The organism is Bacillus mesophilus (assembly GCF_011008845.1).
Taxonomy (GTDB): Bacteria; Bacillota; Bacilli; order Bacillales; family SA4; genus Bacillus_BS; species Bacillus_BS mesophilus.
Genome location: NZ_JAAIWM010000008.1, coordinates 98528 through 124806 on the forward strand (window position 1 = coordinate 98528; position 26279 = coordinate 124806).

Genomic DNA, 26279 nt, shown 5'->3' on the forward strand with positions numbered 1-26279 from the left:
ATTTTGGGGTGTGAAATGGAGAAAAATAGTTATGAACAAAAGAGGCGATATGATTTAGATTGGATTCGTGTTCTAGCAACATTAGTTGTTTTCCTTTACCACTGTTCGATGTTCTTTAATCCGTTTCCTTGGCATATCAAAAATAGTGAGCTGAATTCATCTTGGGTTTTAGTTTTTTCTCTATTTGTAGGATCCTGGATCATGCCTATATTCTTTGTTATTTCAGGAATTAGTATGGTATACGCTCTTCGAAAGCGAAAACTACTTACCTTTATAAAGGAACGGTTTGTGCGGCTAGGAGTACCTCTTATAATGGGGGTATTACTTTTAACTCCACCTCAAATTTACATAGAGAGGATTGTTAACAACCAATTCAAAGGTGACTTTCTAGGATTTTATCCTCACTTCTTTGATGGGGTTTATCTAGATTTCGGTGGCACTGGGAATTTTGCCTTCTTTGGTTTGCATTTATGGTACTTGCTTGTATTGTTACTTTTCTCCTTACTTTGTTTACCACTTTTTAAAAAGTTCCCTAGTTTTAAGAAGGTGGGAACCATCCATTTTCTAACTCCACCTCTATTACTATTTTTAGCTGGAGTAGTGAATACACAAAAACTAGGTGGTTGGGATTTATTTATTTATTTACTTCTTTTTATATATGGATTCTATTTCTTTTCCAGTCCGACATTCGTGTTGACAAATAAAAGACTAATAAAATACTCTATACTGGTCGCTGTTGCATCCACTTTGATATACATCGTATGGTTTATGAACCATTACCCACAACATGGGTCTATTGAAAGTACGATTTTCTATGGAATTCGAACACTTAACTGTTGGTCTCTTTTACTAATCATATTCTATCTGGCTAACAAGTTTTTATCACATAATAGCCATTTCTTACAATACGGAAGTGAAGCATCTATGCCTTTTTATGTGATTCATCAACCTGTTATCGTAATTGTTGGTTACTTCATACATGATTTAAATTGGGCAATACCTGTTAAGCTACTCATTCTAATTGGAATTTCTTTTGCCTTCAATATACTAATCTATCATTTTGTGATTCGTCACCTATCTGTCACCCGGATTATATTTGGTTTAAAATCAAAAGAAACAAAACAAGTGGGAGATACGGAGAAATTGTCTATTAGGTAATATATAAAACAAGCTTGAATAAATTGAGGTAATACGCTTTTTAAGAAATCATGTTTTTATGTTACAGTTGAATTGCTCAAATTGGTATGTTAAGAAAGGAAGAAACATTCATTATGAAAACAATCGGCTTAATAGGCGGAATGAGCTGGGAATCTTCAGTAGGATATTATCGTGTGATTAATGAAGAGGTTAAAAGAAGGCTAGGAGGATTACATTCAGCAACATGTATTCTTTTTAGTGTTGATTTTGAAGAGATTGAACGTTATCAAGCAGAAGGTGATTGGGTAAGTGCTGGTAATAAGCTTGCTGAAGTGGCACAGTCATTAGAAAAGGCAGGAGCAGAGTTCATTATTATTTGTACAAATACGATGCATAAAGTAATTCATTTTATAGAAGAAAAAATAACGATCCCAATTTTACATATTGCAGATGCTACAGCTAAAGAAATTCATAAGTCTAAGATTCAAAAAGTTGGTTTACTTGGCACAAAGTATACAATGGAACAGGATTTTTACAAATCACGTCTCGAATCTAATAATCTTGCTGTTATGGTACCAACAGAAGCGGATCGCGTCCGTTTAAATAACATCATCTTTAACGAATTATGTCTAGGTAAAATAGAGCAAGATTCTAGGGAGTTTCTTAAGAAAGTTATTGATAGTTTAGTTGATAGAGGAGCAGAAGGAATCATCCTAGGTTGTACGGAAATTGGCTTACTCATTATGGCTGAAGATGTAAACGTCCCATTATATGATACAGCTCTTATTCATGCGGTGGAGGCAGTCCACTTCTCATTAGGAATTGATGAGTAATTTTAAAATAGACAAAATGTAAGGAAAATAGGAGGAATCAATGGAAGAGTTAATGATCATACTTAAGTACGCCTTTCTAGGTGCGCTACAAGGTTTTACAGAACCCATACCAATCTCATCGAGTGGTCATCTGGTTTTAGCCCAAGAATATTTTGGACTGAGTGTATCTGAGAATGATTTCAGTTTTGAGGTTTTGATGAATTTTGCATCATTACTTGCAGTCTTACTTATTTACCGAAATGATCTAACAAGATTAACAGAAAACGGTTTGAAATATATGACCAAAAGAGACTCAGCCTATAAAACTGATTTTATGTTCATTGTTTATCTCATAGTTGGTACAATACCAGCTGGTGTAATTGGATTATTGCTTGAAGATCAAATTTCCGCATCATTTAGGGGAATTGCTCCGATTGGTGGTGCTCTAATAGTGACTGGTCTAGCACTATGGTTAATTAGAAATTTAAAAGGCCGAAAGAGTGATCGTAACCTTACTTTAAAAGATGCGCTAATCGTTGGGTTTGCTCAAGCTGTAGCGTTAATACCAGGAATAAGCAGGTCAGGAGCAACGATCGTTGCAGCCATGGGAATCGGAATGAAAAGGGAAACAGCCTTGAGATTTTCATTTTTATTATATATTCCTGTGAGTTTAGGAACCATCGTGCTAAAAATAAACGACATGAATGTTGGGGACATGCTGATTCCTTATTTAATTGCCTTTATTTTTTCATTTGTATTATCATATTTCTCCCTTAAATGGTTTATGGGCCTAATGGAGCGTGGCAATTTAAAATACTTTGCGTATTATTGTTTTGTAGTAGGTTCTTTCATCTTAATTACTACGTAAATGTAGCTAAAGTTTATGAGGGGTTGTCGTTAAGGCAATCCCATTATATTTAGTGAGACTCATTAGAGCAAAGGAGTGGTTTGAAAATTGATTATTAACAAAAAATATTTGTATCTATTTTTTGTTTTATTTATTTCTTCTATGGTTTTAAACTTTCCCTTTCCACACGGGAATCCACTAGGTCAAACAGCAAGTTCAATCTTAAATATACCGATTAAAACTTCAAATGGATTACATTATGTAGGCATTACTGCATTACTACTGCTAATAGTAAGCCTCTTTTTTCTTGTTAAAGCACTAAAGAAATATAAAGCAAGGGTCACCCTTATTGCCATTGCAGTTGCTATATTCGCACCACTGTTACTGGTTGATCTATTTCAAAAGACATTTGCAACTGGTATTTATGCTATTTCGTATGAGCGTGAGGAGAGTGTATGCAATTTTGAAATGGTTAATGGAAAGACATTGCATGGACTCTGCGAGCTTACTCTTCAAAATAACAGCGAGGATCAAGTTGGATTTTCGATTGACTTTTATGAAGAGTACCTTTTTGAAGATAACCTACCAATGGTATATCTTATGAATAATAGCGCGCCTTATGTAGTTTCGTTAAATGGAAAAGAAAAAAAACGGTTGAAGCTGGAGACTACTATTGCTGTGTCAAATATGAGTATTCTCATACAAAGTGGCGAATCTAGGTTTGTTAATATAATCATTAGGTCAGGTGATAAGACTAGAAGATTATAAGAGGTTGAAGCATAATCAAACCTTTGTGTGATCATGCTTCTGTGTAAAACAAAGATATATTAAATTAAATTGAATATAGTCCGCCATTAATTTCTACGAATTGATCGGAATCTAGTCCTGCTATTTTACATATGAATGGCTTTTCACCTTTATCTTCAATAAAATTTATTAACTCCTGTGTATTAGGCTCGTAAAATCTTAAACTAAAGTCCTGTAGAACTAACTCAAAATAAGAACCTACTTTATCCTTTTCTGATTGGATGGGAATAGGTAAGTCTAATAGTGAAGCATACCTCTGTACAACAGATACTGAATCTTTTACAGCTAGTCCAATATAGGAAATAGATGAGGCCTTGTTAGAGTGAACCATCAAATTCCTCATTTCTTTAGTACGGTCTTGATCACCTTTTCCCCATTGAATAAAAAACGGTGAACGAAGAGACTGTTCTTCTTCATCTTCAATGAAAAGCATTGCCCAGCTAAGAGTTGTTCCGTCCTCTTTTTTACGACTTCCTTCAACTGGACCCACCGTTTGTAATCCCTTTTTCTGTAGAGATAGTTTCAATGAGTCAATGTCATCTGTTCGGAAAGCGAGCTGTGAGAATCCTTCAGTAGGAAAATCTTTTAAAATTTGTTGAATCAAAATACTATCAGAAGATTCCGCAATGCTATGATCTGTAAAACCAATCCATTCAATGTAGCGAAGCTCCTGAAAGTAACAGAGTGAATTATATGTACCCCAATTTGGATGATTTCCACCCTTTATGGCATGAAACCCAAGTTTCAGAAATTCCTCTCTAGCTGCATTTGGTTCTTTTGTGAAATGAACAAGATGATCAAAAACAATTGACATGATAATCACTCCTTTTAAACAAAATTTTGTTACAGATTGTTAAAATAGTCAAACAATTAGATAGAAGATGGTAAACTAGAAGAAAATTGAAAAGGTGTTGAGTATGAATATTATTGTTGCACCAGATTCCTTTAAAGGGAGCTTAACATCCTTAGAAGCAGGGTCAGCTATTAAAAAAGGCGTCTTAAGTGAAATCCCTCAGGCAAATATCGAAGTGATACCAATGGCTGATGGAGGGGAAGGGACCCTCAGTACCCTTTTATTTGCAACAAAGGGTAGTCGCTTCAAAGTAGATGTGATGGGTCCGCTTGGTAAAAGAGTTGAAACTCAGTATGGAGTTTTAGGGAATGGTGACACAGTTGTCATAGAAATGGCTTTGATATCGGGTCTACCTATGGTACCTGAGGGTCAACGCAACCCTTTGTATACAACAACATTCGGAATTGGAGAAGTCATTCTAGAAGCAATCAATTCTGGATATCGAAAATTTATTATTGGATTAGGAGGAAGCGCAACTAACGATGGAGGTTTAGGTATGCTACAAGCACTCGGTGTAACATTCCTTAACGATTATGGTCATAGCGTGAGACCTTTTGGAGAATCCGTATCAGAGGTCACAATCGTCGACTACTCAACTTTAGATTCTAGAGTGAAAGAATGTAGCTTTCAAATTGCAAGTGATGTAGAAAATCCTCTTTGTGGACCAAACGGAGCATCAGCGGTTTTTGGCCCTCAAAAAGGTGCTGACCAAGAAATCGTTCAGTTTTTAGATAAAGCTCTTTCAAAGTTTGCTAGCTTAGTAGAAAAAGAGATTAAGACTAGCTTTGCAGAAGTTGAGGGAGCAGGAGCTGCAGGTGGGCTCGGGTTTGCCTTTCTAACAATTGGTGGAGAAATTGTCTCTGGAGCCAAGTTAATAGGGGAGGCAACAGGCTTAAAAGATAAAATCTTGAAGTCTGATTTAGTGATAACAGGAGAGGGGCAGAGTGATTTTCAAACCCTTTTCGGAAAGGTACCGGGTTACATCGGAAAGCTAGCATTTGAACAAAATGTAAACGCTGTTTTGATTTCCGGTAGCTTAGGAAAAGGCTATGAGAAATTATACGATTATTTCCTAAGCTGTGATTCAATTTCTACAGGGCCAATGTCTCTACAAGAAAGTATGCTAAATGCAGAAGAGCTTTTATATAAAAAGGCAAAAAATCTTGCTAGATTACTGGCAAGATAAGGGCTGCCAATAAGGCACAACTATGGCTGCCTAAGTATAAAATGGTAGTTTTGTATAAGTGAAAACTCCCTTCGTTGAAGGGAGCTTTTTACATAGTATCTCGATTCGGTTCGTAATTCGTATCTTTAAATAGTTGATTTAATTCTTCAGTAGTGAGATCTCTCCATTTACCAATCGGAAGTTTGCCTAAATGGATATTCATGATTCTAGTTCTTTGTAGTTTTTTTACATTAAAATCAAACGCAGCACACATCCTGCGGATTTGACGATTTAACCCTTGAGTTAAAATAATCCTAAAAACATATTTAGATTCTTGATACACCTTACAAGGTAGGGTTTTCGTATCTAGTATTTCTACACCCTGTGCCATACCATTTAGGAATTTTTGAGTGATGGGCTTATCCACTGTAACAATATACTCTTTTTCATGTTTCCCTTCGGCACGTAATATTTTATTAACGATATCACCATCATTTGTCATTAAAATCAAACCATCCGAGTCTTTATCGAGTCTCCCAATCGGGAATATACGGAGGGGATGATTCACATAATCAACGATATTTCCTTTTATATGTCTTTCTGTTGTAGAAGTAATTCCAACAGGTTTGTTTAATGCAATATAGACTAGCTTCGGTTTACTTTTTATAGGCTTATTATCTACTCGAACCTCGTCACCTTCTCCTACTTGACTACCAGGCTCAGCAAGCTTCCCATTAATTGTTACTCGCTTATCGGCAACCCATTTATCTGCTTCACGTCTTGAACATATACCAGTTTCACTTATGTATTTATTAATTCTCATGCTTAACCCACCTTGATCTATCTTTTCTATATCAAAGTATACCGTAAATTTATCGGAAAACATAACAGCATTGATTAGATTTCTTTTACTGAGTAATGAAATAAGTCTGTGTGATAAAATGAAAAAATAGTAAGAAAACAAGGAGCGAGCAGGATGAAAGATATACAGCAGTTTTTAATGAACTTCCAAAAAGAGATGAATTGGGAAATCTCAGATGAGAATTATTCGGAAACAAGGGCTTCATTATTAAATAATTATATGCTTCTAACTACAGAGGTTAGCGAAATCGCTGAGGAATTTAGAGCGATGTTTAATGTAGTGTATAAGGATGAAGGGGAGCAGGGAGAAGACATTGCTTTTCAACTTGCAAAGGAAATGTATAAAGAAAATATAGGTAAAGAAATAGTAGATTGTATTGCATATCTCGTTAAGTTTGCAAATTACTTTGAGGTTGATATTGAGGAAACGTTGTATGAGAAGATGGAGGAGGTTAGGAATCGGGTAAATAAGGATCAACTGATTTAGTTTCAAAATATAAATAAACCAAAGGGGTTAATAACCCCTTTGGTACAGTATTAACTACTTATCTTTGAGAGGATCATAACCTCTTAATTCACTAGTGAATTTTGTACCAAACGTATTGTCTGCTACATTGGCTGGATCTAATACATCATCTCCATCTGGTATTACCCCTTCTTCAACCCACAAAACTAGATCATCAAATGCCTCTGTTTGTTCTTCAGCTGTAAAACCACAATGCTTAACATCACGGATAACTCTTGTAACAAGTAGGTCTTCGTTTCCTTGTGCTATCGCACGCTTTACATGCAATTGTTGCATATGGAAGGGCACAAATAGATCACCTATGTTATGAAGAGAAATCATAGGCATGCTGTGTGTTCCTTGTACTTTGGGTATTCCTGTTAACCCTTTTTGTTTAGAAGAAGGGTGAGCTTCAATTCGAAGTGTAGATTCATTTAAATTTTCTTCTTCTTTTGATAAGGTGTTCATATCTTCATCGAATTGATATACAGAATCGGTAGTGTTTACAACATTTTTTGGAGCAACAATATAACTTGGATCTACTGGCATTTGCTCAAATAAAAAATCTTTGTAAGCTCCCCAAGCAAAATCGTATAATGGACGTTCTCCACCTGTTAGGTTCATAGTAACCTTTTTTAAAACTAATCCATCCGGAGTCAAGCTAGATGCGGGGAGTAATTTACCGATCCCTAGTTTTTCTTTGATTTTAGGTACCGTTTCATTAAAGTACTTAACATCTGCAATAAACACCTGATTTTCCTTCTTAATACCACCCAACGCTTGTGCAACAAAGCCGAAATCTGTGAAATAGTCAAAGAGCTCAGTATCACCAGTAACTCCGCACATAGGCAACGCACCTGCGTAAGCGCTTCCATATTGTTCCGCGGCAACAGCTGTAATATGACCACCCATTGATTGACCAGTGATATAGGTCTTATTTGGCTTACCAATTTTACCGTTAAACAAACTACCAAGTGCATGAGTATCCTTCACACCTTGAGCAACATCATATCCGTTTGTACTGTAACTAGAAGCCGCCCAAGCAAAACCTTTTTTTATAAAGTGCTCCCGAATAGTAGGAACGTCAACAGTAAGCTCCAGTCCGGTACCACGATATCCATGCGCCCATAGAACAAGCTCTCCATTCCAGTCCTTAGGTACCTCAATTCTGTATCCCGCACCGTTATGTACTCCCCAGTACCTTTCCGTTTCATAGCCTTCTAATGCTTTAAACGGAAGGGATAACTCATTCACATAGTAAGGAGTAGTTGCCTGTGTCCCTTTATTCGTATTGCTTGGAGCAGCACCAGCCACACCGGTGGACAATAACAAAGTTGCACTCAGTGTTACAGCCATCATAGTTTTCTTTAACATATTCCATCTCCTTTCGTCTTATAGTACACTTTAATCGTCTGTTATTCAGAAAATTTAGTCAACTTATATCATGACAAAAAAACTAACATTTACTGACAGAGGGTAGTACTTTTTGTCTGAATTTAGAATATTCATACTATTGATTGACCAACCCTTTTGTAAGCGCTTATAATTTAAGATGGTATAAATTTACATAGGAAGAAGGGGAGAAGATGACATACGGAAACCAAGTACAGTTAAAGGTGTATCAGCAAATTGAGGAAAATATTATTCCAGTAACATATGAAGAGCTTGAGGCGAAGGCAAAGGCTCATTTGAAAAAGGAGCCATTTTACTATGTGGCAGCATCTGCAGGAGCTGAGGTAACGGCAAGAAATAATAACCGTGCCTTTGACAAGTGGCAAATCGTGCCTAGAATGCTTTGCGATACTTCTACAAGAGATTTAAGTGTGGAGCTTTATGGTAAAAGGTATAAGTACCCTATCCTTTGTGCTCCTGTTGGAGTACAGTCGATTATACACCCTGATGGAGAATTAGGCAGTGCTCGTGCGGCTGCAGCAATGGAAGTACCTTTTGTAGCAAGTACTGCTTCCACTTATAGTTTAGAAAAAGTTGCAGAGGAAAGTCCTAATGGTGAAAAGTGGTTTCAGCTGTATTGGAGTAGTGACCGTGAAATAGCCGTCAGTATGGTAAAAAGAGCAGAGACAGCAGGCTATAGTGCTATTGTGATTACACTAGATACACCAATGATGGCTTGGCGCGAAAAAGATATTGAACACAAGTACTTACCATTTTTACAAGGAGAAGGTATTGGTAATTATTTAGAGGATCCGGTGTTCTGTTCAAGATTAACCACTTCTCCCAAAGAGGATATGACATCTGCAATCATGTTATGGGCAAAGATATTTGGAAATCCTGCTTTAACATGGAAGGACTTGAATTATATTAGGATGCAAACTAACTTACCAATTCTCTTAAAAGGAATTTTACACCCTGATGATGCAAGGTTAGCGTTAGAGCATGGAGTGGATGGTATTATTGTCAGTAACCATGGCGGAAGACAGGTAGATGGTGCTATTACCTCTATTGAAGCCTTGCCAGAAATTTGTGATGTGGTACAAGATCAAATTCCAGTCTTACTTGATAGTGGAATTCGAAGAGGAGCTGACATAGTAAAGGCGCTTTCCTTAGGTGCTAAAGCAGTTCTAGTTGGACGACCTTATATGTACGGATTAGCTTTGGCAGGGGAAGAAGGGGTAAAGCAGGTACTTCGAAATTTAATAGCAGATTTTGATCTAACCATGGCGTTATCAGGAAAATCGACTATTTCAGAACTAAATAGAGATCTACTCAAAAAGGTTTAACAGTGGTGTGTAACTAGAGTCAATCATTCACATAAAGAGGTTCACTTGTCTACTTAGGGTGAATCTTTTCATATTAAACTGCCTTTTGGTATGGCTGTTTGATAATGTTTCTCGCAAAGTAATTAGCCACATAGGCTCCGATAGATAAATTAAAAATCATGTTTAATATAGGCGCAACTACCCCTAAATCACCAATGAATTGATATGCTAAGATGGCAGCAAGTGCCGAATTACAAAGGCTGACTTGAAAGAGAGCTGCTCGGCAATCCTCTTCCTTCATTTTTAATTTCCTACAAATAAAATAAGCAGTAATCATCGGAAGTACTACTTGAATTAAAGTTGCAATAACCACGGTTGGCAAAAGCGATATTTCATTTGAAATGGCGACTTTTCCACTACCTACAATCGTATGGGCAACCAATAAAAGAGCAAGAGATGAACCTGTTTTTGTGACAGTTTTTGACTGACCAGCTAATCTAGGAGCTAACTTCTGAGTGGCAACTCCAAACAATAATGGGCACAGAACAATCAAAATAAACGATTGCATTAAGCTCCAAAAAGAAATGTTTACCTCTTGACCTGATAAACTCATCATCGAAAGAGGGGTAATAATAGGACTAATGGCAACATCTAAAAGGGAAGCGGCCACTACAAGGGAGGCATTCCCGCCAGCTAAAAAAGTAAAGACAGTGGCTGCGGTTGCACTTGGAACAGTACCTGCCAAAATTAAACCTGCAGCAATCTCAGGATGTGTAGTAAAAAATAACTGTGAGAGTCCAATAGATAATAAAACGGTAAAGATCCATTTCAGGAGGACAAGGATGACAAGCTCCTTCTTCTTATTGCCAATCACCTTCACTGAATGAATATGAATAGATAAACCTGTAAAGTAAATCACTGTGCCAAGTAGCAAGCTAGGGACCCATGCAGAGACGACCCAATACAACGGAGAAAAATAAGTACCAACTGCTACCAATAAAATAAGGACAGGTAGTCTTTTAGATAAAAAGCTTGCTAGGTTGTTGATCATTTATGTCCCTCATCATTTCCTATAGAGTTATAACTAGTATTATATAAAATATTCCTTGTGATATGAACATCCTTTCTATAGAATGAAAAATATAATTTCGGAATTCGAAACAAAGGTGTGAATAATTAATGAGTACTACCAAACAAGATAACCTCACCATGAAGACATTATTATTCTTCTTTATTCCTCTGGGTATCTCAGCAAGTCTAGTAACCCTTTCTCACATCATTATCAATAGCACATTAGCTCGAACAGAAAATTCGGAGGTCGTCATTGCTAGTTATGCTATTGCAATTAGCCTTTTTGGGATCACCGAACGCCTTGCCGTTATTTTAAGACAAACCTGTACGACATTAGTTCGAGATCAAGAATCTTTCAGGAGGATGTCAATCTTTACGTCTTATATCATCCTTAGCTTACTAGGAGTTTCTATGCTTATTGCGTATACACCGATTGGGGATTTTGTATTCTCAACTATTTTTGGTGCATCTGATGACATGGTGAAACAAATTAAAGGTATATATCAAGTGCTTATATTCGTTACGATTTTCTCGGGACTACGTTGTTTAGCACAGGGGATTATTATTTATAATCGCCAAACCAAATGGCTTACAATTGGAATGGTTGTTCGATTAGCTGCCATGTATGGTCTATCACTCTACTTTATTCAAACAGGACACATCTCTGGTAAGACTGGTGCATTTGTATTTCTAGTTGGAATGATGATAGAGTGTATGGTTAGTGTGATCGAGGCACGTGCATTAGCTCGGAAAATGCCAACGACTAGTACCACTGATAAGATTCATTCAAAGTCTGAAATCTTCCGGTTCTATAGCCCTTTAATGCTATCATCAATTATTACTGTTTTAATTGGGCCTATTACCAATATCTTTTTAGGAAAGACCGTGGATATAGCTTTAGCAATTGCAAGCTTTACGATTGCCTTAAGTATTACTCATTTGTTTTTAAGCTTTTTTTCTTATACACATCAGATTGTGATAAATTTTTATAAGAATCATCGAGATAAGGTGAAGAGGTTCACGATGATGATCAGCTTAATTCCTTTTATCACGCTTAGTGCATTTTGTTTTACAGATATAGGTAGATACATGATGGAGCAATATATGGGGGTAACAGGTAGGTTACTAGATGCAAGTCTTGATACACTAAAAGTCTTTCTCATTATGGCGATTGTGTTTCCATTGGTAGACTTTTTTAATGGAGTCCTGATGATCCAAAAGCAAACAAAAGTAACGATTATCTCTCAATCTGCAAATCTGATTATGACTACAATTATCCTTACATTAGGAATTACGTTTGCTTCTGGATGGAATGGTGTTATTGGAGCATTAGCCGTTTCAATTGGTTTGTTCATTGAACTTATAGTAGTAGTTTTCATAGTAAATAGAACAGCAATTAAAAAGAACAGAATGAAAATCAATCAATCCCTTGGTTTATAAAACCTTGGGTTTTTTTGTGTCTGAATGTCCAGAAGGTAGCTAAGTTATTCTAAAATTAACCACTGCATATATATCTTTGAAGGGATAAAACAATCTATAGAGAAATAATAATAGACTGAAGATTTAAACTTTTGCGAAAGAGGTGTTATAAGATGGAAAATAACAATCATATAGTGTTAGAAAAAAGGGAAGATGGGATTGCTGTTTTAACGTTAAATAGACCTGAATCCTTAAATTCTTTTAGCCATAATATGATTTCAAGCTGGTATCATGCCTTGCAGGATTTTAAAAGCGATGATGAAATGAAGGTCTTAGTTTTAACAGCTACTGGGAAGGCTTTTTCAGCTGGTGGTGATATTAAAGCGTTATCAAAGGGTGAGGGATTTATCGGAGAGCCTGAAGTTGATTTATGGAGTGATGCGGTAAAGAGAAAGTCAGCCCTTTGGGATAATATTCAAAAAATCCCCTTATTATTAGAAGAGATTGACAAGCCAGTTATTGCGTGTATAAATGGAGATGCAATTGGAGCTGGACTTGATATGGCTCTAATGTGTGACCTGCGTTTTTGTGCAGATACAGCAAGACTTGGTGAAGGCTACATCCACTTGGGATTGGTTCCTGGAGATGGCGGGAGCTACTTTCTGCCCAAAATAGTCGGTGAGTCAAAGGCGTTAGAACTACTCTGGACTGGTAAGAGAGTAAGTGCAAATGACGCAAAACAAATTGGGATGGTAGATTATGTGTATCCAGCGGATGAAGTGTTCGAAAAGACAGTACAATTTGCTAAAACTTTATGCTCTAAGCCACAGAATGCACTCCGAATGATTAAGAGACTAGTGAAAAATCACGATAAAATTAGCTTAAGAACACACCTTGATATGGTTTCTTCTCATATGGCAGTCGTTACTGATACACACGAATATGTAACTCTTCTAGAGGCAATGAAATCAAAGAGTAAAAAATAAAGTCAGAATTTTACGATTAAATTGGAGGAAGAATTTATGAACCAACCTCTAGAGGACATAAAGGTATTAGATTTATCAAGAGTGTATGCTGGCCCTGGAGGCTCAATGATTCTTGGTGACCTAGGAGCGGACGTTATTAGAGTAGAGTCTCCTTCCGGTACCGATAGCATGAGAGATTGGGTTCCTTTTGTTGAGGGTGAAAGTACATATTATATGAGTGCGAATCGAAATAAACGTTCAATTACCTTAAATTTAAAGCATGAAACAGGAAAGCAGCTCTTTAAGAAAATGGTAAAGGATGCAGATGTTGTACTTGAAAACTTTAAAACAGGAACCTTACAGCGGATGGGGATTGGATATAAAGATTTAAAGAAGGTAAATCCTATGATCATTATGTGTTCAGTTACTGGATATGGACAAACTGGTCCTTTTAGTAATGAACCGGGATTCGATCCTGTTATTCAAGCAATAGGTGGCATGATGGACGTGACTGGGTTTCCTGAAGGTGACCCAACGAGGGTGGGAGTACCAGTAGTCGATATCATGACATCTCAGTATGTAGCCATTAGTATATTGTCTGCAATTAGGTTACGTGATCATACTGGTAAGGGCCAGCATATCGATCTTTCCTTACTGGATGTTCAACTAAGCTCACTAGCTAATGCAGGAAGTAGTTATCTAAATAAAGGTGCAATTGCCAATAGAATTGGAAATGGACACAGCTATATTGTTCCATATCAGGTGTTTCAATGTAGTGATCGTCCGTTAATGATTTGTGCTGGAAATGATGGCCTATATAAAAAACTATGTTATGCGTTAGACCACCCAGAATGGGCAGAAGATGAAAAGTTTAAGACCAACAACGATAGAATTCAACACCGTGAAGAGCTTACTAATTATATTCAAGAAGTGATTCTACAAAAAACTGCAGATTATTGGTTTACCTTATTATCAGAAGGGGGTGTTCCTTCGGGTCCGGTCAATAATATTGAACAAGTTTTTGAACATGAACAGGTAAAGGCTAGGGAAACGGTAGAGGAAATTAAACACCCTACAGTTGGCACAGTGAAGCTTGTTAAAAGTCCACTTCGATTTTCGGATCTAAATATCAAAACCGAAAAATACCCACCGTTATTAGGAGAGCATACAGCTGCTTATCTCCAAGAGGAACTGGGATACAGTAGTGATGAAATTGCTAGATTAATAGAAGAGGGAGTCATATAGTATCTAGGAAGACGAGAATCTTACTATGTAAAAAAACCAATTTCTAGTTAAATAATAATATAGGAGGTAAGGAATGAAACAATTAAAGCTTCCAAGTATAGATTTACCAGAATCGGCTATTACCCTTCAACAAGAAGTACGTGAATTTTTAATTAAGGAAAGAGAACAGGGGAATTTTGAACCTAAATGTGACTCTTGGCTAGGTGGATACTCAGCCGAATTTAGCAGGAAAATTGGTGAACAGGGTTGGTTAGGATTGACATGGCCGAAGCAATATGGTGGTCAGGAACGTACAGCACTAGAACGTTTTGTTGTTACTGAAGAGTTATTAGCTAGTGGCGCCCCTGTTGCAGCACATTGGTTTGCAGACCGCCAAACAGGCCCTCTTCTTTTGAAATATGGCACTGAAGAACAAAGACAGCGAATTCTTCCAGGTATCGCAAAAGGTGAAATATATTTTGCGATTGGATTAAGTGAGCCGAATTCTGGTTCAGATCTCGCCTCAGTATCAACTCGTGCCAAAAAGGTAGGAAATCGGTGGTTATTAAACGGAAGTAAAATATGGTCGAGTGGCGCCCATCATTGTCATTATATGGTTACACTTTGTCGTACTGAGGCATTGGGTGAAAAAAAGCATGAAGGCTTAAGTCAAATTTTGCTTGATCTACATGCACCTGGTGTGACGATACGTCCCATTCATTTAATGACGGGTGAACATCACTTTAATGAAGTGATTATGGAAGATGTCGAAGTAACAGAGGATATGATTATTGGTGAGGCTGGACAAGGCTGGAAACAGAGTTTAGCTGAACTTGCCTATGAACGTAGTGGTCCTGAGCGAATAATGAGTACATATCCTCTACTAGAAGAATTAGTTAAACAACTTTCTCATACATCAAGCGACCATGCAAAAGTAGCTGTAGGTAGATTAGTAGCGAGATTATGGACACTTCGCCATATGTCATTAGGAGTAGCGGGATTGTTAGAGAAAGGATCCACTCCGGAAGTAGCGGCGGCATTGGTTAAAGATTTGGGTACAGAATATGAGAACGAGGTAATCAAAGTGGCACGTCTGCTAATACCTAGTCAACCATCCGTGTCGGCAGAGACTCCATTTGATGCTTTATTAGCACAGGCTATCTTACACTCTCCAGGTTTTACTTTACGTGGAGGAACGACTGAGATTTTACGTGGCATTATTGCAAGGGGGTTAGGTGTGCGATGAGTGAAATACGTTCTATGCTTGAAGAAACGGTAGGGAAGTTATTGAAGGATTATTGTACGAAAGAGTTGATCACCGAAGCAGAAAAAGGAGTATTTCCAAGAGATTTATGGGCTACTCTTACTGAATTAGGAATAACATCTGTAGGAATCGAGGAGAATCAAGGCGGTGCAGGTGGGGATTTAGGTGACTTTTTGTCACTTATAAAATTGGCGGGATTCTTTGCTACTCCTGTTCCATTAGCAGAACACGTTTTATCTAATTGGCTTTTAAGCTCTGCTGGTTTACCTGTATCTAATAAAATTTCCACGTTTTCTCAAGAAATACATAAGGACCCTATTACATTTAATTTGAGTGAAGAAGGTTGGATACTTACTGGTAGAGCTAGTTTTGTTCCGTGGGGAAGAGATGCAGATAACGTAATTGTTGTAGGAACCACTTCAGATGAAACAATGTTGCTGGCAAGTGTTCCTTTGATGGATTGCGAGATTAAGCAAAAAAATAGTCTTGCTGGAGAACCTAGGGATGAGGTCACTTTATCAAGTGTTCTGCTACCGAAGGACAAGACTGTAATGGTAGAGTTAGAGCTTATTGAAAAGCTAACACTTATATCGACGTTAACCAGGGTAATGCTTATGACAGGAGCGATTGAAAGAATTTTAGAATTAACGGTAGCTTATTCTAAAGAAAGAATTCAGTTTGGCAGACCCATAAGTAAATTCCAAGCGATTCAACAGCAATTGGCAGTTTTAGCTGGAGAAGCAACAGCTTCCATGGCGGTAGCTGATTATATGATCAATAATGTCGATACTAAGCTACAAGTAGACGAAGTAGCAATGGCTAAAATTCAATTAGGTGATGCAGCCGAAGTAGTTTCACGTATTGCTCATCAAGTTCATGCTGCAATGGGCTTTACAGATGAACATCCGCTTCATCAAAGTACTAGACGCGTATGGGCATGGAGAGATGAGTTTGGAAATGAAACGACATGGGCTTTAACCCTAGGTGAGAAGATCTTGGAAACATCATCGAATAGATTATGGCCTTATATCACGAGTTTAAAAGGATAGGATAGGAATGACCTAAAAATATTTAGGTCATTTCTCATATTTAGATTATAGTAGTTATTAAGACTTTGTAAATTTCTACTTCTTACCAAAAGCGATATAGCCAAGGCTTAGTATTATTTGTATAATTGTTATAATATTAAAAATACAGGGGTATAACTGATGGTCATTACTAGACTACTAGAAAATAAAACAATTAATTTTAAGTCTCTCTTTAACCTTTTAGAGGATATGGTTTTTGTTATTAAAGTGGAAGCTAATGAAATATACCGTTGTATTGAAGTAAATGAAGCCTATCTTAAAGGAACTGGTCTACAAAAGGAACAGTTATTGTCTAAAAGTGTTGATGATATTGTATCACCCGAAGACTCTTATAAGATTAAGGAGAGATACAGGGCATCTATTCATTCAAAGAACTCCTTAACCTATGAAGAATCAATGACCCTTAATGGAGTTTATAAAACCTTTGAAACAACCATTTTGCCTGTGTTTGATGAAAACACACACTGTAGTTTTATTATAGGAATAGCCCGTGATATTAGTAAAAGAAAATACTATCAAGAAGAACAGAATCGGACGAAGGAAAAATTTCAAAAGGTCATCCATCATCAGCAAGGCCTAATTTTTAGTGTGGAAAAGGTAGATCATGACTATTTCTATACTCTATTTGATGGGCAACTTATTAAGCAGTTTTATCAGCTTCCTTCACAAGTTGTTGGAAAAAGACCTCAGGATATAATGGAAACAGAAAAAGCTAATGTAATAATTGACCATTACAATCACTGTTGGTATCGACAGGAAAAGGTTGTATTTGAAGAAACCGATCAAAACAATCTTATTCTACTAACTGTAATCAATCCCGTAATTGAACAAGGAAAAACAACTAGCATTATTGGTTCTACGATAGATATTACTGAGAAAAGAAAAACTGAAGAAGCTTTGGTCAAAACTGAAAAGCTCTCATTATTAGGGGAGCTCTCAGCAGGGATTGGACATGAAATAAGAAATCCACTGACGACGATAAAAGGCTTTATTAAGATGATGAAAGAAGATCGAATGCATATTAAACCAGAATTTCTGGATGTTATTTCATCAGAGGTTGAAAGCATAGATAGAATTGCAGGGGAGCTTATGATGTTAGCTAAGCCTCAGGCACTCCAAACAAATACGTTTAATATTGTGAATCTTCTTCAGGATGTTTTGTTTTTAATGGAGTCACAGGCATTTACACAAGGGGTAACACTGGAAATTACGACAATTAGCCCAGATATTTATATAAATGGTGACCAGAACCAAGTAAAGCAAGTGTTTTTTAATTTGATAAAAAACTCAATCGAATCAATGGAAGTGAATACAAAAGGGAAAGTACAAATTATATGTGATCATACGCACTCTGAAGTAGTCATTAAAGTAATTGATGAGGGCTGTGGAATTACAAGTGAGAAGATTAAGAGCATAGGTGAACCGTTTTATACAACAAAGACAAAAGGAAACGGGTTAGGTTTAATGATTACTCAGAGAATTATAAGAAATCATAATGGGTCATTACATTGTGAAAGTGAGGTAGGAAAAGGAACTACCTTTACCATCAGCTTTCCTATTATTGAGTAATAAATACAATATTAACTACTGTCAAGCCAACCTCCTTCTGAGCGATCGAAAAGGGGAGTGGCTTTTTTAAAGAGATATGTAAGCTTGCTTGATCAAAAGAATACTTTTAGAATTTAGATATCGTAAAAAAATAAATGGTAGCCGTTTTTTTAAGAGGCCCTGAGCACATTCGTTTGAAAGAGTGTATCTAGCATAGTTAGAAAAAAACCGGAACCAAAAGGAGATTAACCATGAAACTATTTATCTCAGCAGATATTGAAGGGATTTCTGGAGTTGCTACTGGTCAACAGTTAAAAACTCCTAGTGAATACCAACGTTTTCGTAAATTAATGACGCAGGATGTAAACGCTGCAATTGAAGGGGCGTTTAACGGAGGAGCAAAAGAGGTAGTAGTGGCAGACGGACATGGAAACATGTCTAATATCTTTATTGAAGATTTAGATTCCAGAGCAACTCTTGTTCAAGGAAGTAATCGAGTTATGTGTCAATTAGAAGGTTTAGATGACAGTTTTGCTGGAATTCTTTTCGTCGGACACCATGGGCGTGAAGGTGGATCGGAACGAGCAGTAATTAGCCATACTTTAGCTGGTATTTGTGTAAATGAAATGAAAATTAACGGTAAAGTAGTCGGTGAAACCGAAATGAATGCCATGGTTGCGGGACAGTTTAGTGTACCAACTGTTTTTATCTCAGGTGATGATGCATACGTTGCAGAAGTTCAAGAAACTTTACCAGATGTCGAGGCAGCAATTGTAAAAAGGGGAATAGATCGTTTTTCAGCAGAGTTACTGCACCCTGAAAAAGCACATAAGCTAATCAGAGAAAAAGTAGAAGCAGCGGTAAGACGTATAGACCAATTTAGTCCATTAAAGGTAGAGGGTCCTGTTACATTTGAGATTGAAATGAAAGGACCAAATCAAGCACTTATGACAACAACGATTCCAACTGTAACGTTAGTAGGACCGAAAACAATTAGATTTACGTGTGATGACATGGTAACCGCTTATAAACATATGTGGGGATGCGTAATCATTGCGATGACAGCAACAAATGGAGTTTTAGGACAAGTTAACGCATAATATATAATATTTCCAATCATAAACTGAACAAACTCCCAGGATCTTCTGGGAGTTTGTTCAGTTTTTTCTAAAGCTAAAAATACCTTGTTCTATTTTAATAAGTGATAGCAGAAACCACTCACAGCTTATGGTGGGATGAAGTTAGTATGACCTATTGTTTACTGCTACGTTCGTAAATACACTTTACTGTTAATAAATCAAATAGGGACATTCCCACTGATTTAAACAAGATAAAAGGTGAAGTAGAATTAGTAGTTTTGAAATTCACAAGATTATCTAGAGTTTGAATCTGTAGCCCATTACCTTGGAGCTCCTGAGCTTTTTTCATATCTCCCGACTCTTTTAAAGCAGTTAAAGTATCTACATAAATTGGATGAGCAGCTCGAAGAATTGGATTCGGAATTTCTTGCATCGTAGGTTTAAACGATCCAACTGCGACAATAAGCTTTCCAAGTAATAGTTTGGGTGGTATATCTGGTAGAACAGGAATATCAGATGTTGTGGTTGTCACTATAATATCAGAAGCATGTGTGAGTTCCTCTACGTTTACTGCGCTAACCTCTTGGTCAGGAAATTGAGATTCTAATCTTTTTTTAAATCTCTCTAGAGCATGGTTACTACGGTTATATAAATAAACCTTTTTAATATTCCTTTCACCTAAGGCTGCTTCAAGATGGCTCCAACCTTGAATCCCGGTTCCAACTATTCCGATGGATTCTGCTGATTCCCTTGCAAGATACCTCATTGCAAGTCCACCGATGGCACCTGTTCTAAGACTTGTAATGGCAGGACCATCAAACATGGCTAATGGCTCCAGTGTATGCCTGTTATGTAATATGACAGTACCGTGAATAGAAGGTTTACATATTACTTTGTTATGTGGTGCAACTCCGACCAGTTTAATGGCATAATAATCTGGATCGAATGCTGGCATAATGAGTACGGTGTTATCTCCATCATCTAAATGAAGACGTTCTGGTATGATCACCTCTGTTTTATTTCGGTAAAATACTTCTAATTCATCAGTTAATTCTTTTATAGAGACAAGTGATTTGATTTGTTCTTCATTAAAAAAATTCAAGTTGTAGTCTCCTCCATTAATGATCAAAGATCCATGTCTTTAAAACAGCTGCATACTCTCTTACCCAAAGCTTTGGCTTCACCATCCAAGGTGTTTTTGAAGCAAGTGTATGAACATTTTCATAACCAAGACGTTTTGCTATAATGGTAGTTCGATATAAATGAAAGTCATTACTTACAATGATAACTTGCTTATTAGTGTCAATTAAATTTTTAGAGAAACTTAAATTTTCAAAGGTTGTGGTTGAGTCGGCTTCCAGTATAATACGTTCCTCGGAAATCCCTTCATTTAAAAAATACCTCTTCATTGCTTCAGCTTCTGTAATTGATTCACCTGGACCTTGACCGCCAGAAACTACAACCTTAGTTGTGGTGTTATTTTTCAAATATTGTACAGCAGCAAACACCCGGTAGTATAAGGCTAGAGATAGTTCTTCCCCGTTGATTTTAGCACCAAGGACAACTAGATAGTCTGCATTTGGAGGAGGGTCTTGTCTGGCTGTATTAGATATTAAGTTATGGATGATTACTATATAAATACATAGTATAAGAAGGAAAAAAGAAATAAGCCTACGGTACGGAATTTTCATAGTTTGATCTAAAACCTCCCATCGCTCTTTTATAGAATTATAATCTTTATTAAAAAGAAATGTAATCTCTATATAATGTAGACTATAATAGAATGTGCACACTTACAGATTAGGAGCCTATCATCTATGAAGCAAACGTATACATTACGGGAAAAAATTAAACAAATTACTTTCTTATTAATCCCAATATTAATCACTCAGTTGGGCATGTTCTCAATGGTGTTCTTTAATACAATTATGTCCGGAAAGTATAACCCAACAGATTTAGCGGGAGTTGCGATAGGATCTGCTGTATGGAACCCAGTGTTTATTGGGTTAAGTGGAATCCTACTCGCTGTCTCTCCAATTGCTGCTCAACGCTTTGGGGAAAAGAAGAAGAGGGAAGTATCGTCTGTTGTTACTCATGGCATTTACTTAGGATTCATCATTGCGACCTTCGTTATTATCCTAGGTTATTTCTTTTTGGACCCTTTACTTAGTATGATGGATGCACCCATTGAAGTACAAGAAATTGCCTTTAATTATTTAGTAGGACTCAGTTATGGTATTATTCCTCTATTTATCTTTAATGTTCTGCGATCGTTTATTTATGCACTTGGTGAGACAAGGGTTGTCATGATCATTATGGTTTTATCCTTGCCGATTAATTTCGTCCTAAATTATGTTTTCATCTTTGGGAAATGGGGGTTTCCAGAATTAGGTGGGGCTGGAGCGGGATATGCAACATCTATCACTTTCTGGGCAATTGCCCTAATTACAGCATACATCATTCATACAAAAGAACCGTTTTCCTCTTTTATATTCTTAACTGACTTTAAGTCCTTCACTTGGATAAAAAGTAAGGAAATCTTAAAAATTGGTATCCCGATGGGACTATCTAGCTTTTTTGAAACAAGCATGTTTGCGGTGGTTACCATTTTAATTAGTAAGTATGCCATCTCTACCATCGCAGCCTACCAGTCTGCATTAAATATTGTATCTTTTCTTTACATGATTCCAATTAGTATTTCAATGGCACTAACAGTCTTGGTAGGATTTGAGGTAGGTTCAGTACGCTTTAAAGATGCTAAAACCTATAGTTGGTTAGGAATCAATTTATCTATAATAGTGGCACTAGTTACAGGTTTACTAGTGGTGTTCTTTAGATATGAAGTGGCAGGATTCTATTCAAACGATCCTGTAGTTGTGACCTTAACAGCAAGTTTCCTGATTTATGCTCTGTTTTTCCAGATGGCAGATGCCCTTCAAGCTACCGCGCAGGCAGCTCTAAGGGGATATAAGGATGTTAACATTGCATTTATTATGACCTTAATTTCTTATTGGTTAATCTGTCTTCCAGTTGGTTATCTTTTATCTCATTACACAAAATTAGACGCAGCAGGCTACTGGATTGGTTTAACTGTTGGTTTATTAGCTGCAGGAGTAGGGCTTTCAGGAAGACTTATTTATATACAAAGGAAGAAGTTCGTTTCTCCTTTTGCAAAAGGTGTAAATTAATGAGAGAACACATGATTGTTAAAAAAAGGACACTAAAAAAACAGTGTCCTTTTTTGACTGGGGATGTAGCAAAAAATTAAGATTGTTTAACAATTTTTATATAAAGAAATCGAGAAATAATCATCATTAGAAAGTGAAGTGGTAGGATCCCAAGGCCCTTCTTGAAATTCGTTTTTAAAATATCCTTGGACTTTAGGATTAGATCAATAAATATATTGGTTGATATAAGCAAGGAGCGATAAACTAATCCGGGTTTAGAAGAAAGAACTACGGATAGAGTAGTTATTAAAAGACTATATAATGGAGCAATTATAAAGTGCTCCCGCCATGAATATAGGTGTCCGCGGCCAAACCGGATTTTTCTAAATACAGCCAAATAAAACATGAATGTTACACTAATCACTTCAATGGATAGGAACGTAGCGGTATAAAGGATCCAGTTCTTTCTATCACGTAAAGCAGTATAGAACCCATCACTCAAATAAAAATACAGTATTAGAGTAATAAAGGTAAAAGAAGGTTTCCACCAATTTAGGCTGTATACTTTTAGTTTTATGAAAAGTTTCTCAATCATGTAGAAATAAATGCAAAAGCCTATTTTGTATATGAAATTTAATCGAAACATAGTGACAAATGTTGCTGTAATTGGTACATATATTCCTTGTGACAAAATTGCACCAAAAATATTATCAAAGTAAGGCTGTTTCATAAACTTTGGTTTGTATCTATATCCTTGAAAAAGATTAAGTATGAAGTATTCAAAAAGGTAAGCAAAACCCATGTTTGAAATTAATAAAATCCATGTGTATTTTTTCTTTTTCTTAAATAGTACAATCAACATACAAACGTGTACGAGTGCAAGTAGTAAAAAGGGAATATTGTTTTTTTTCATAACACCACCAATCTGGTTTTACATCTTCCTCCAATATATTTTCCCCCAAGATTGACTAGTAAATGCAAATAGTTATAGGTAATCTGTAAACTTCAAGTTTTAGGAATAGTTCTATTTTTTTATAAGGAACCTGTTTTAAAGGTTACTCGGTTCCGTTGCAAACGCAGAGGATGCTCACCGCACGCCCCCCTAAAAGTGAGTGTTCTTAACGAAAATCGGAACTTAGTTTTAATCAGCCTGATATTAAAAAGGATAGTTAAACGACAAAAGGGTAGAATAATATAAAAAAATAATGTAGAATTTGGGAGCAATGTACTAGCTTGTACTAACGTAAATACGTAAATAATAATTTTGCATGGAGGCAATATGTTAACATTTGAACAGAAATTACATATAATACAATCTTTTCCAGAGTTATCACGTAAGGATGTATCTTTAAAGCGAGTAAACTTTCATTATGAAGGAAGTGAAAGTGATAAAAAGAATGTTGTTTATCATCTACATCCTAATGGAAATGGATATGTATATACAGAGTTAATCGATGGATATGAGAAGGATGAAAAAGGGATGACAAATATCCGTGATTTCAGTGAAGACGAATTACGTGAGGTCATCATTAAGTCGGTTACATCACTAAACGAAGGAACGGTTGAAGTAAATCCGGATGAAGATGTATTTGAAGAAGAAACATGGATGAATGCTGATAAACATACGCTAGTCGTAACATATGAAGATGAAATGTGGAATGTGTACGCAGGTGAAAATCTAGATGGAACCTTCCCTTCATATAATGAAGCGAAGCAGTATTTAGATGAAGAAGGCTTTCGAAAGGTATAAGATTTGAAATCTGTATTTGCGGAGTGAATGTCATTTATTTTAGATTTCATGTTTTCATGTCTACTCTCCCATATCGAAAATGAACAACATATGAAAAGCAAGGAGCCTTCCATAAAGAAGGCTTTATTTTTTATCCTTATTCCCCATTGACCGTAACGCCCTATGAAAAGGACATTTGGAAAGAGAAGTTTCATCATCATGTAAGAAATACTGCCTCCATTCAAAGTTATCTTCTTCACCATAACTATTTAAATCGGGATGGATGGAGATGGAGTCGTATTTTTCTAGTCGTTTGCGTATTTCAGGCTTTATTTTTGCGACTATGCTTGGAACTGAGTGGAACTCTTCAAGCACCCACCTTGGTGTGATCGCTAGCATAAAGTGAGAAGAATACCTACTTTGTCTATTTTGATGTGCAGGTGTTCCACAGAACATAAAGTATTGCTCATTATGATAACAGAATTCCCATAATGGATTTTGGGGGTCTATTGGTATATGAGTTGGCCATTCCATTTCATCTAATTTGCTGATTCCGTTTAGCTGTTCCCAAAAGCCTAGGGTCACCAATAAATCCATAGCGAAAGTGATGGAGTGAGTGTCCTTGTGTAGCAGGAATACAAGGAAAGGGCCTGTCTTTGTTTTCCATTTTATCTTTAAATTCTTCAAATGCCATTCTCTTCCAACACTCTAAATTTAGCTGATTCATGTCTTCATTGCTTAATAGACTCACTAATGAATTCACCTCCTAAACGCTTTAATAGTGTATTCAGATAAGATATATAGGTGAATGTCCCATTTTAAATATGGATTTATTTTAAGTGAAGACAGGGATTTAAGGTAATGGAGCGAAATGAAAGATGTAATTGTATTTTATTTCCTTTTTGAATATAGTAAAGTTGTATGATGAAAACTTTAAAGGGGTTGAATGTGTGAAACAGTTTAAGATTACTCGTGGCCAAGTTGTGAAGTTTGTGAAAGAACTTAATAGGGACTTTTTCGATGTCCAACCAGAGGGATTTAATAATACCATTCATTGGCACGTTGGGCATGTATTATTGTCAGCTGAAAACTTTATGTTTGGTTTTCCAAAGAAATCTACAAATCTTCCATTATATTATACTGAACTATTTGGTATGGGGACAAAGCCTTCCGATTGGCAAGGTGAAATACCAACCTTAGAAGAGTTAATTCAGCAATTAGAAGACCAATCTTCAAGGATTCAAGATTTGCCAATGTCTTTTTATGAAGAAAAATTACCATTTAACTTTCCTGTAGGAGATATAAAAACTTTTGGTGAGCTATTTGGATTTATGCTTTATCATGAAGCTGAACATTTAGGTCAAATGAAGGCGATGAAGAGAATCATTGGTTATAAAAGCAAAGTATAATTTACTTGCATTTGTAAAACCTTCAAGTTATTAAATGAATCCTAATTTTAAAATCTAGTAAATGAAAAAAGGGAGATTTAATGTAATGATGATAAGACATGCTCAAGTCGAGGATATAGTCTCTATTGCCAAGATTCATGTTGATAGCTGGAGAAGTACTTATAAAAATATTGTAAGCGAAGAAGTATTGAATAGTTTATCTTATGAAGAACGTGAAGAATTATGGAAGAAAGTAATCCCAAATGGCGGGGTATTTGTTGCCTTAGATGATACTGGTAATATTGTTGGGTTTGCTTCAGGCGGTAAAGAGAGAACTAAACAATATCAAGGTTATGAAGGAGAAGTATATGCTATCTATTTACTAGAGGATGCTCAGAGAAAAGGATTCGGCAGAAAGTTAGTTCAATCTGTGGTCAACGATCTGAAGATAAACAACATTCACTCTTTATTGATTTGGGTTCTTGAGGATAATCCATCTTGTTTATTTTATGAAGCCCTAGGTGGACAAAAAATCGATTCCGCAAATATAACAATCGGCGGAGTCGATTATACAGAAGTGGCGTATGGATGGAAAAATCTTTAATAAGTACTTAAATAACATAAAGAAGTGGC

General features: G+C 36.4%; 24 protein-coding genes and 1 pseudogene. 18 read left to right on the forward strand and 7 right to left on the reverse strand.

Annotation, left to right across the window (positions count from 1 at the left end):
* Nucleotides 1-15: 15 nt before the first annotated feature.
* From G4D63_RS18360 to G4D63_RS18375, 4 genes are all read left to right on the forward strand, one after another.
* Nucleotides 16-1158 carry an acyltransferase family protein gene (locus G4D63_RS18360; RefSeq protein WP_163181411.1) on the forward strand — a complete coding sequence of 381 codons (1143 nt, stop codon included), beginning with the start codon at nucleotides 16-18 and terminating at the stop codon, nucleotides 1156-1158.
* A 113-nt stretch (nucleotides 1159-1271) separates the two neighbouring features.
* On the forward strand, nucleotides 1272-1970 hold the full coding sequence (locus G4D63_RS18365; RefSeq protein WP_163181412.1) for an aspartate/glutamate racemase family protein: 699 nt from the start codon (nucleotides 1272-1274) through the stop codon (nucleotides 1968-1970).
* 40 nt (nucleotides 1971-2010) lie between these two features.
* The gene (locus G4D63_RS18370) at nucleotides 2011-2817 is read left to right on the forward strand and encodes an undecaprenyl-diphosphate phosphatase (RefSeq protein WP_163181414.1); all 807 of its coding nucleotides are present in this window, start codon (nucleotides 2011-2013) and stop codon (nucleotides 2815-2817) included.
* Nucleotides 2818-2904: 87 nt separating this feature from the next.
* On the forward strand, nucleotides 2905-3564 hold the full coding sequence (locus G4D63_RS18375; protein WP_163181416.1) for a hypothetical protein: 660 nt from the start codon (nucleotides 2905-2907) through the stop codon (nucleotides 3562-3564).
* Between the two features lie 64 nt (nucleotides 3565-3628).
* Here G4D63_RS18375 and G4D63_RS18380 read toward each other — a convergent pair whose 3' ends face one another.
* Nucleotides 3629-4417 carry a VOC family protein gene (locus tag G4D63_RS18380; RefSeq protein WP_163181418.1) on the reverse strand — a complete coding sequence of 263 codons (789 nt, stop codon included), beginning with the start codon at nucleotides 4415-4417 and terminating at the stop codon, nucleotides 3629-3631.
* Nucleotides 4418-4520: 103 nt separating this feature from the next.
* Between G4D63_RS18380 and G4D63_RS18385 the strand changes: the two genes are divergently transcribed.
* The gene (locus G4D63_RS18385) at nucleotides 4521-5642 is read left to right on the forward strand and encodes a glycerate kinase family protein (RefSeq protein WP_163181420.1); all 1122 of its coding nucleotides are present in this window, start codon (nucleotides 4521-4523) and stop codon (nucleotides 5640-5642) included.
* Nucleotides 5643-5730: 88 nt separating this feature from the next.
* On the opposite strand, the gene rluF is transcribed toward G4D63_RS18385, so the two are convergent.
* A complete protein-coding gene (gene rluF / locus G4D63_RS18390) occupies nucleotides 5731-6444 on the reverse strand; it encodes a 23S rRNA pseudouridine(2604) synthase RluF (RefSeq protein WP_163181422.1) in 714 nt (237 codons plus the stop codon).
* A gap of 153 nt (nucleotides 6445-6597) precedes the next feature.
* On the opposite strand from rluF, the gene G4D63_RS18395 reads away from it, so the two are divergent.
* Entirely contained in the window at nucleotides 6598-6969 is a 372-nt protein-coding gene (locus tag G4D63_RS18395) for a hypothetical protein (RefSeq protein WP_163181424.1), read from the forward strand.
* 54 nt (nucleotides 6970-7023) lie between these two features.
* Here the strand turns inward: G4D63_RS18395 and G4D63_RS18400 are convergent, their stop codons facing one another.
* Nucleotides 7024-8361 carry a hypothetical protein gene (locus tag G4D63_RS18400; RefSeq protein ID WP_163181426.1) on the reverse strand — a complete coding sequence of 446 codons (1338 nt, stop codon included), beginning with the start codon at nucleotides 8359-8361 and terminating at the stop codon, nucleotides 7024-7026.
* Nucleotides 8362-8573: 212 nt separating this feature from the next.
* Here G4D63_RS18400 and G4D63_RS18405 point away from each other — a divergent pair, with 212 nt between their 5' ends.
* The gene (locus G4D63_RS18405; RefSeq protein WP_163181428.1) at nucleotides 8574-9725 is read left to right on the forward strand and encodes a lactate 2-monooxygenase; all 1152 of its coding nucleotides are present in this window, start codon (nucleotides 8574-8576) and stop codon (nucleotides 9723-9725) included.
* Between the two features lie 73 nt (nucleotides 9726-9798).
* Here G4D63_RS18405 and G4D63_RS18410 read toward each other — a convergent pair whose 3' ends face one another.
* Nucleotides 9799-10755, reverse strand: coding sequence for a bile acid:sodium symporter family protein (locus G4D63_RS18410; RefSeq protein WP_163181429.1), 957 nt, complete (start codon nucleotides 10753-10755; stop codon nucleotides 9799-9801).
* A 128-nt stretch (nucleotides 10756-10883) separates the two neighbouring features.
* Between G4D63_RS18410 and G4D63_RS18415 the strand changes: the two genes are divergently transcribed.
* The 7 genes from G4D63_RS18415 (at nucleotide 10884) to G4D63_RS18445 (ending at nucleotide 19383) form a co-directional block, all read left to right on the forward strand.
* Complete coding sequence (locus tag G4D63_RS18415; RefSeq protein WP_163181431.1) at nucleotides 10884-12215, forward strand: multi antimicrobial extrusion protein MatE; 1332 nt, start codon at nucleotides 10884-10886, stop codon at nucleotides 12213-12215.
* A gap of 152 nt (nucleotides 12216-12367) precedes the next feature.
* The gene (locus G4D63_RS18420) at nucleotides 12368-13180 is read left to right on the forward strand and encodes an enoyl-CoA hydratase/isomerase family protein (RefSeq protein ID WP_163181433.1); all 813 of its coding nucleotides are present in this window, start codon (nucleotides 12368-12370) and stop codon (nucleotides 13178-13180) included.
* Between the two features lie 36 nt (nucleotides 13181-13216).
* A complete protein-coding gene (locus G4D63_RS18425; protein WP_163181435.1) occupies nucleotides 13217-14404 on the forward strand; it encodes a CaiB/BaiF CoA transferase family protein in 1188 nt (395 codons plus the stop codon).
* Nucleotides 14405-14477: 73 nt separating this feature from the next.
* A complete protein-coding gene (locus tag G4D63_RS18430; RefSeq protein WP_163181437.1) occupies nucleotides 14478-15629 on the forward strand; it encodes an acyl-CoA dehydrogenase family protein in 1152 nt (383 codons plus the stop codon).
* Complete coding sequence (locus G4D63_RS18435) at nucleotides 15626-16696, forward strand: acyl-CoA dehydrogenase family protein (RefSeq protein ID WP_163181439.1); 1071 nt, start codon at nucleotides 15626-15628, stop codon at nucleotides 16694-16696. The genes G4D63_RS18430 and G4D63_RS18435 overlap by 4 nt, the downstream gene beginning before the upstream one ends.
* Nucleotides 16697-16855: 159 nt before the next feature.
* Nucleotides 16856-18304 carry an ATP-binding protein gene (locus tag G4D63_RS18440; protein ID WP_163181441.1) on the forward strand — a complete coding sequence of 483 codons (1449 nt, stop codon included), beginning with the start codon at nucleotides 16856-16858 and terminating at the stop codon, nucleotides 18302-18304.
* A gap of 230 nt (nucleotides 18305-18534) precedes the next feature.
* Nucleotides 18535-19383 (forward strand): M55 family metallopeptidase, encoded by an 849-nt coding sequence (locus tag G4D63_RS18445; protein ID WP_163181443.1) that lies wholly within the window; start codon nucleotides 18535-18537, stop codon nucleotides 19381-19383.
* A gap of 151 nt (nucleotides 19384-19534) precedes the next feature.
* On the opposite strand, the gene G4D63_RS18450 is transcribed toward G4D63_RS18445, so the two are convergent.
* Nucleotides 19535-20464 carry an ornithine cyclodeaminase family protein gene (locus tag G4D63_RS18450; protein ID WP_163181445.1) on the reverse strand — a complete coding sequence of 310 codons (930 nt, stop codon included), beginning with the start codon at nucleotides 20462-20464 and terminating at the stop codon, nucleotides 19535-19537.
* A gap of 16 nt (nucleotides 20465-20480) precedes the next feature.
* Nucleotides 20481-21053, reverse strand: a complete 573-nt coding sequence (locus G4D63_RS18455; protein WP_163181447.1) for a YdcF family protein — start codon at nucleotides 21051-21053, stop codon at nucleotides 20481-20483.
* 126 nt (nucleotides 21054-21179) lie between these two features.
* Between G4D63_RS18455 and G4D63_RS18460 the strand changes: the two genes are divergently transcribed.
* Nucleotides 21180-22550, forward strand: coding sequence for an MATE family efflux transporter (locus tag G4D63_RS18460; RefSeq protein WP_163181448.1), 1371 nt, complete (start codon nucleotides 21180-21182; stop codon nucleotides 22548-22550).
* Nucleotides 22551-23808: 1258 nt separating this feature from the next.
* Nucleotides 23809-24279 (forward strand): hypothetical protein, encoded by a 471-nt coding sequence (locus G4D63_RS18465; RefSeq protein WP_163181450.1) that lies wholly within the window; start codon nucleotides 23809-23811, stop codon nucleotides 24277-24279.
* Nucleotides 24280-24402: 123 nt separating this feature from the next.
* On the opposite strand, the pseudogene G4D63_RS18470 reads toward G4D63_RS18465, so the two are convergent.
* Nucleotides 24403-24985 (reverse strand): annotated as a pseudogene (locus G4D63_RS18470) (YqcI/YcgG family protein).
* 223 nt (nucleotides 24986-25208) lie between these two features.
* Between G4D63_RS18470 and G4D63_RS18475 the strand changes: the two are divergent.
* Both G4D63_RS18475 and G4D63_RS18480 read left to right on the forward strand, forming a co-directional pair.
* Entirely contained in the window at nucleotides 25209-25667 is a 459-nt protein-coding gene (locus tag G4D63_RS18475) for a DinB family protein (protein ID WP_163181452.1), read from the forward strand.
* Nucleotides 25668-25752: 85 nt separating this feature from the next.
* Nucleotides 25753-26250, forward strand: coding sequence for a GNAT family N-acetyltransferase (locus G4D63_RS18480; RefSeq protein WP_338024008.1), 498 nt, complete (start codon nucleotides 25753-25755; stop codon nucleotides 26248-26250).
* Nucleotides 26251-26279 lie beyond the last annotated feature (29 nt).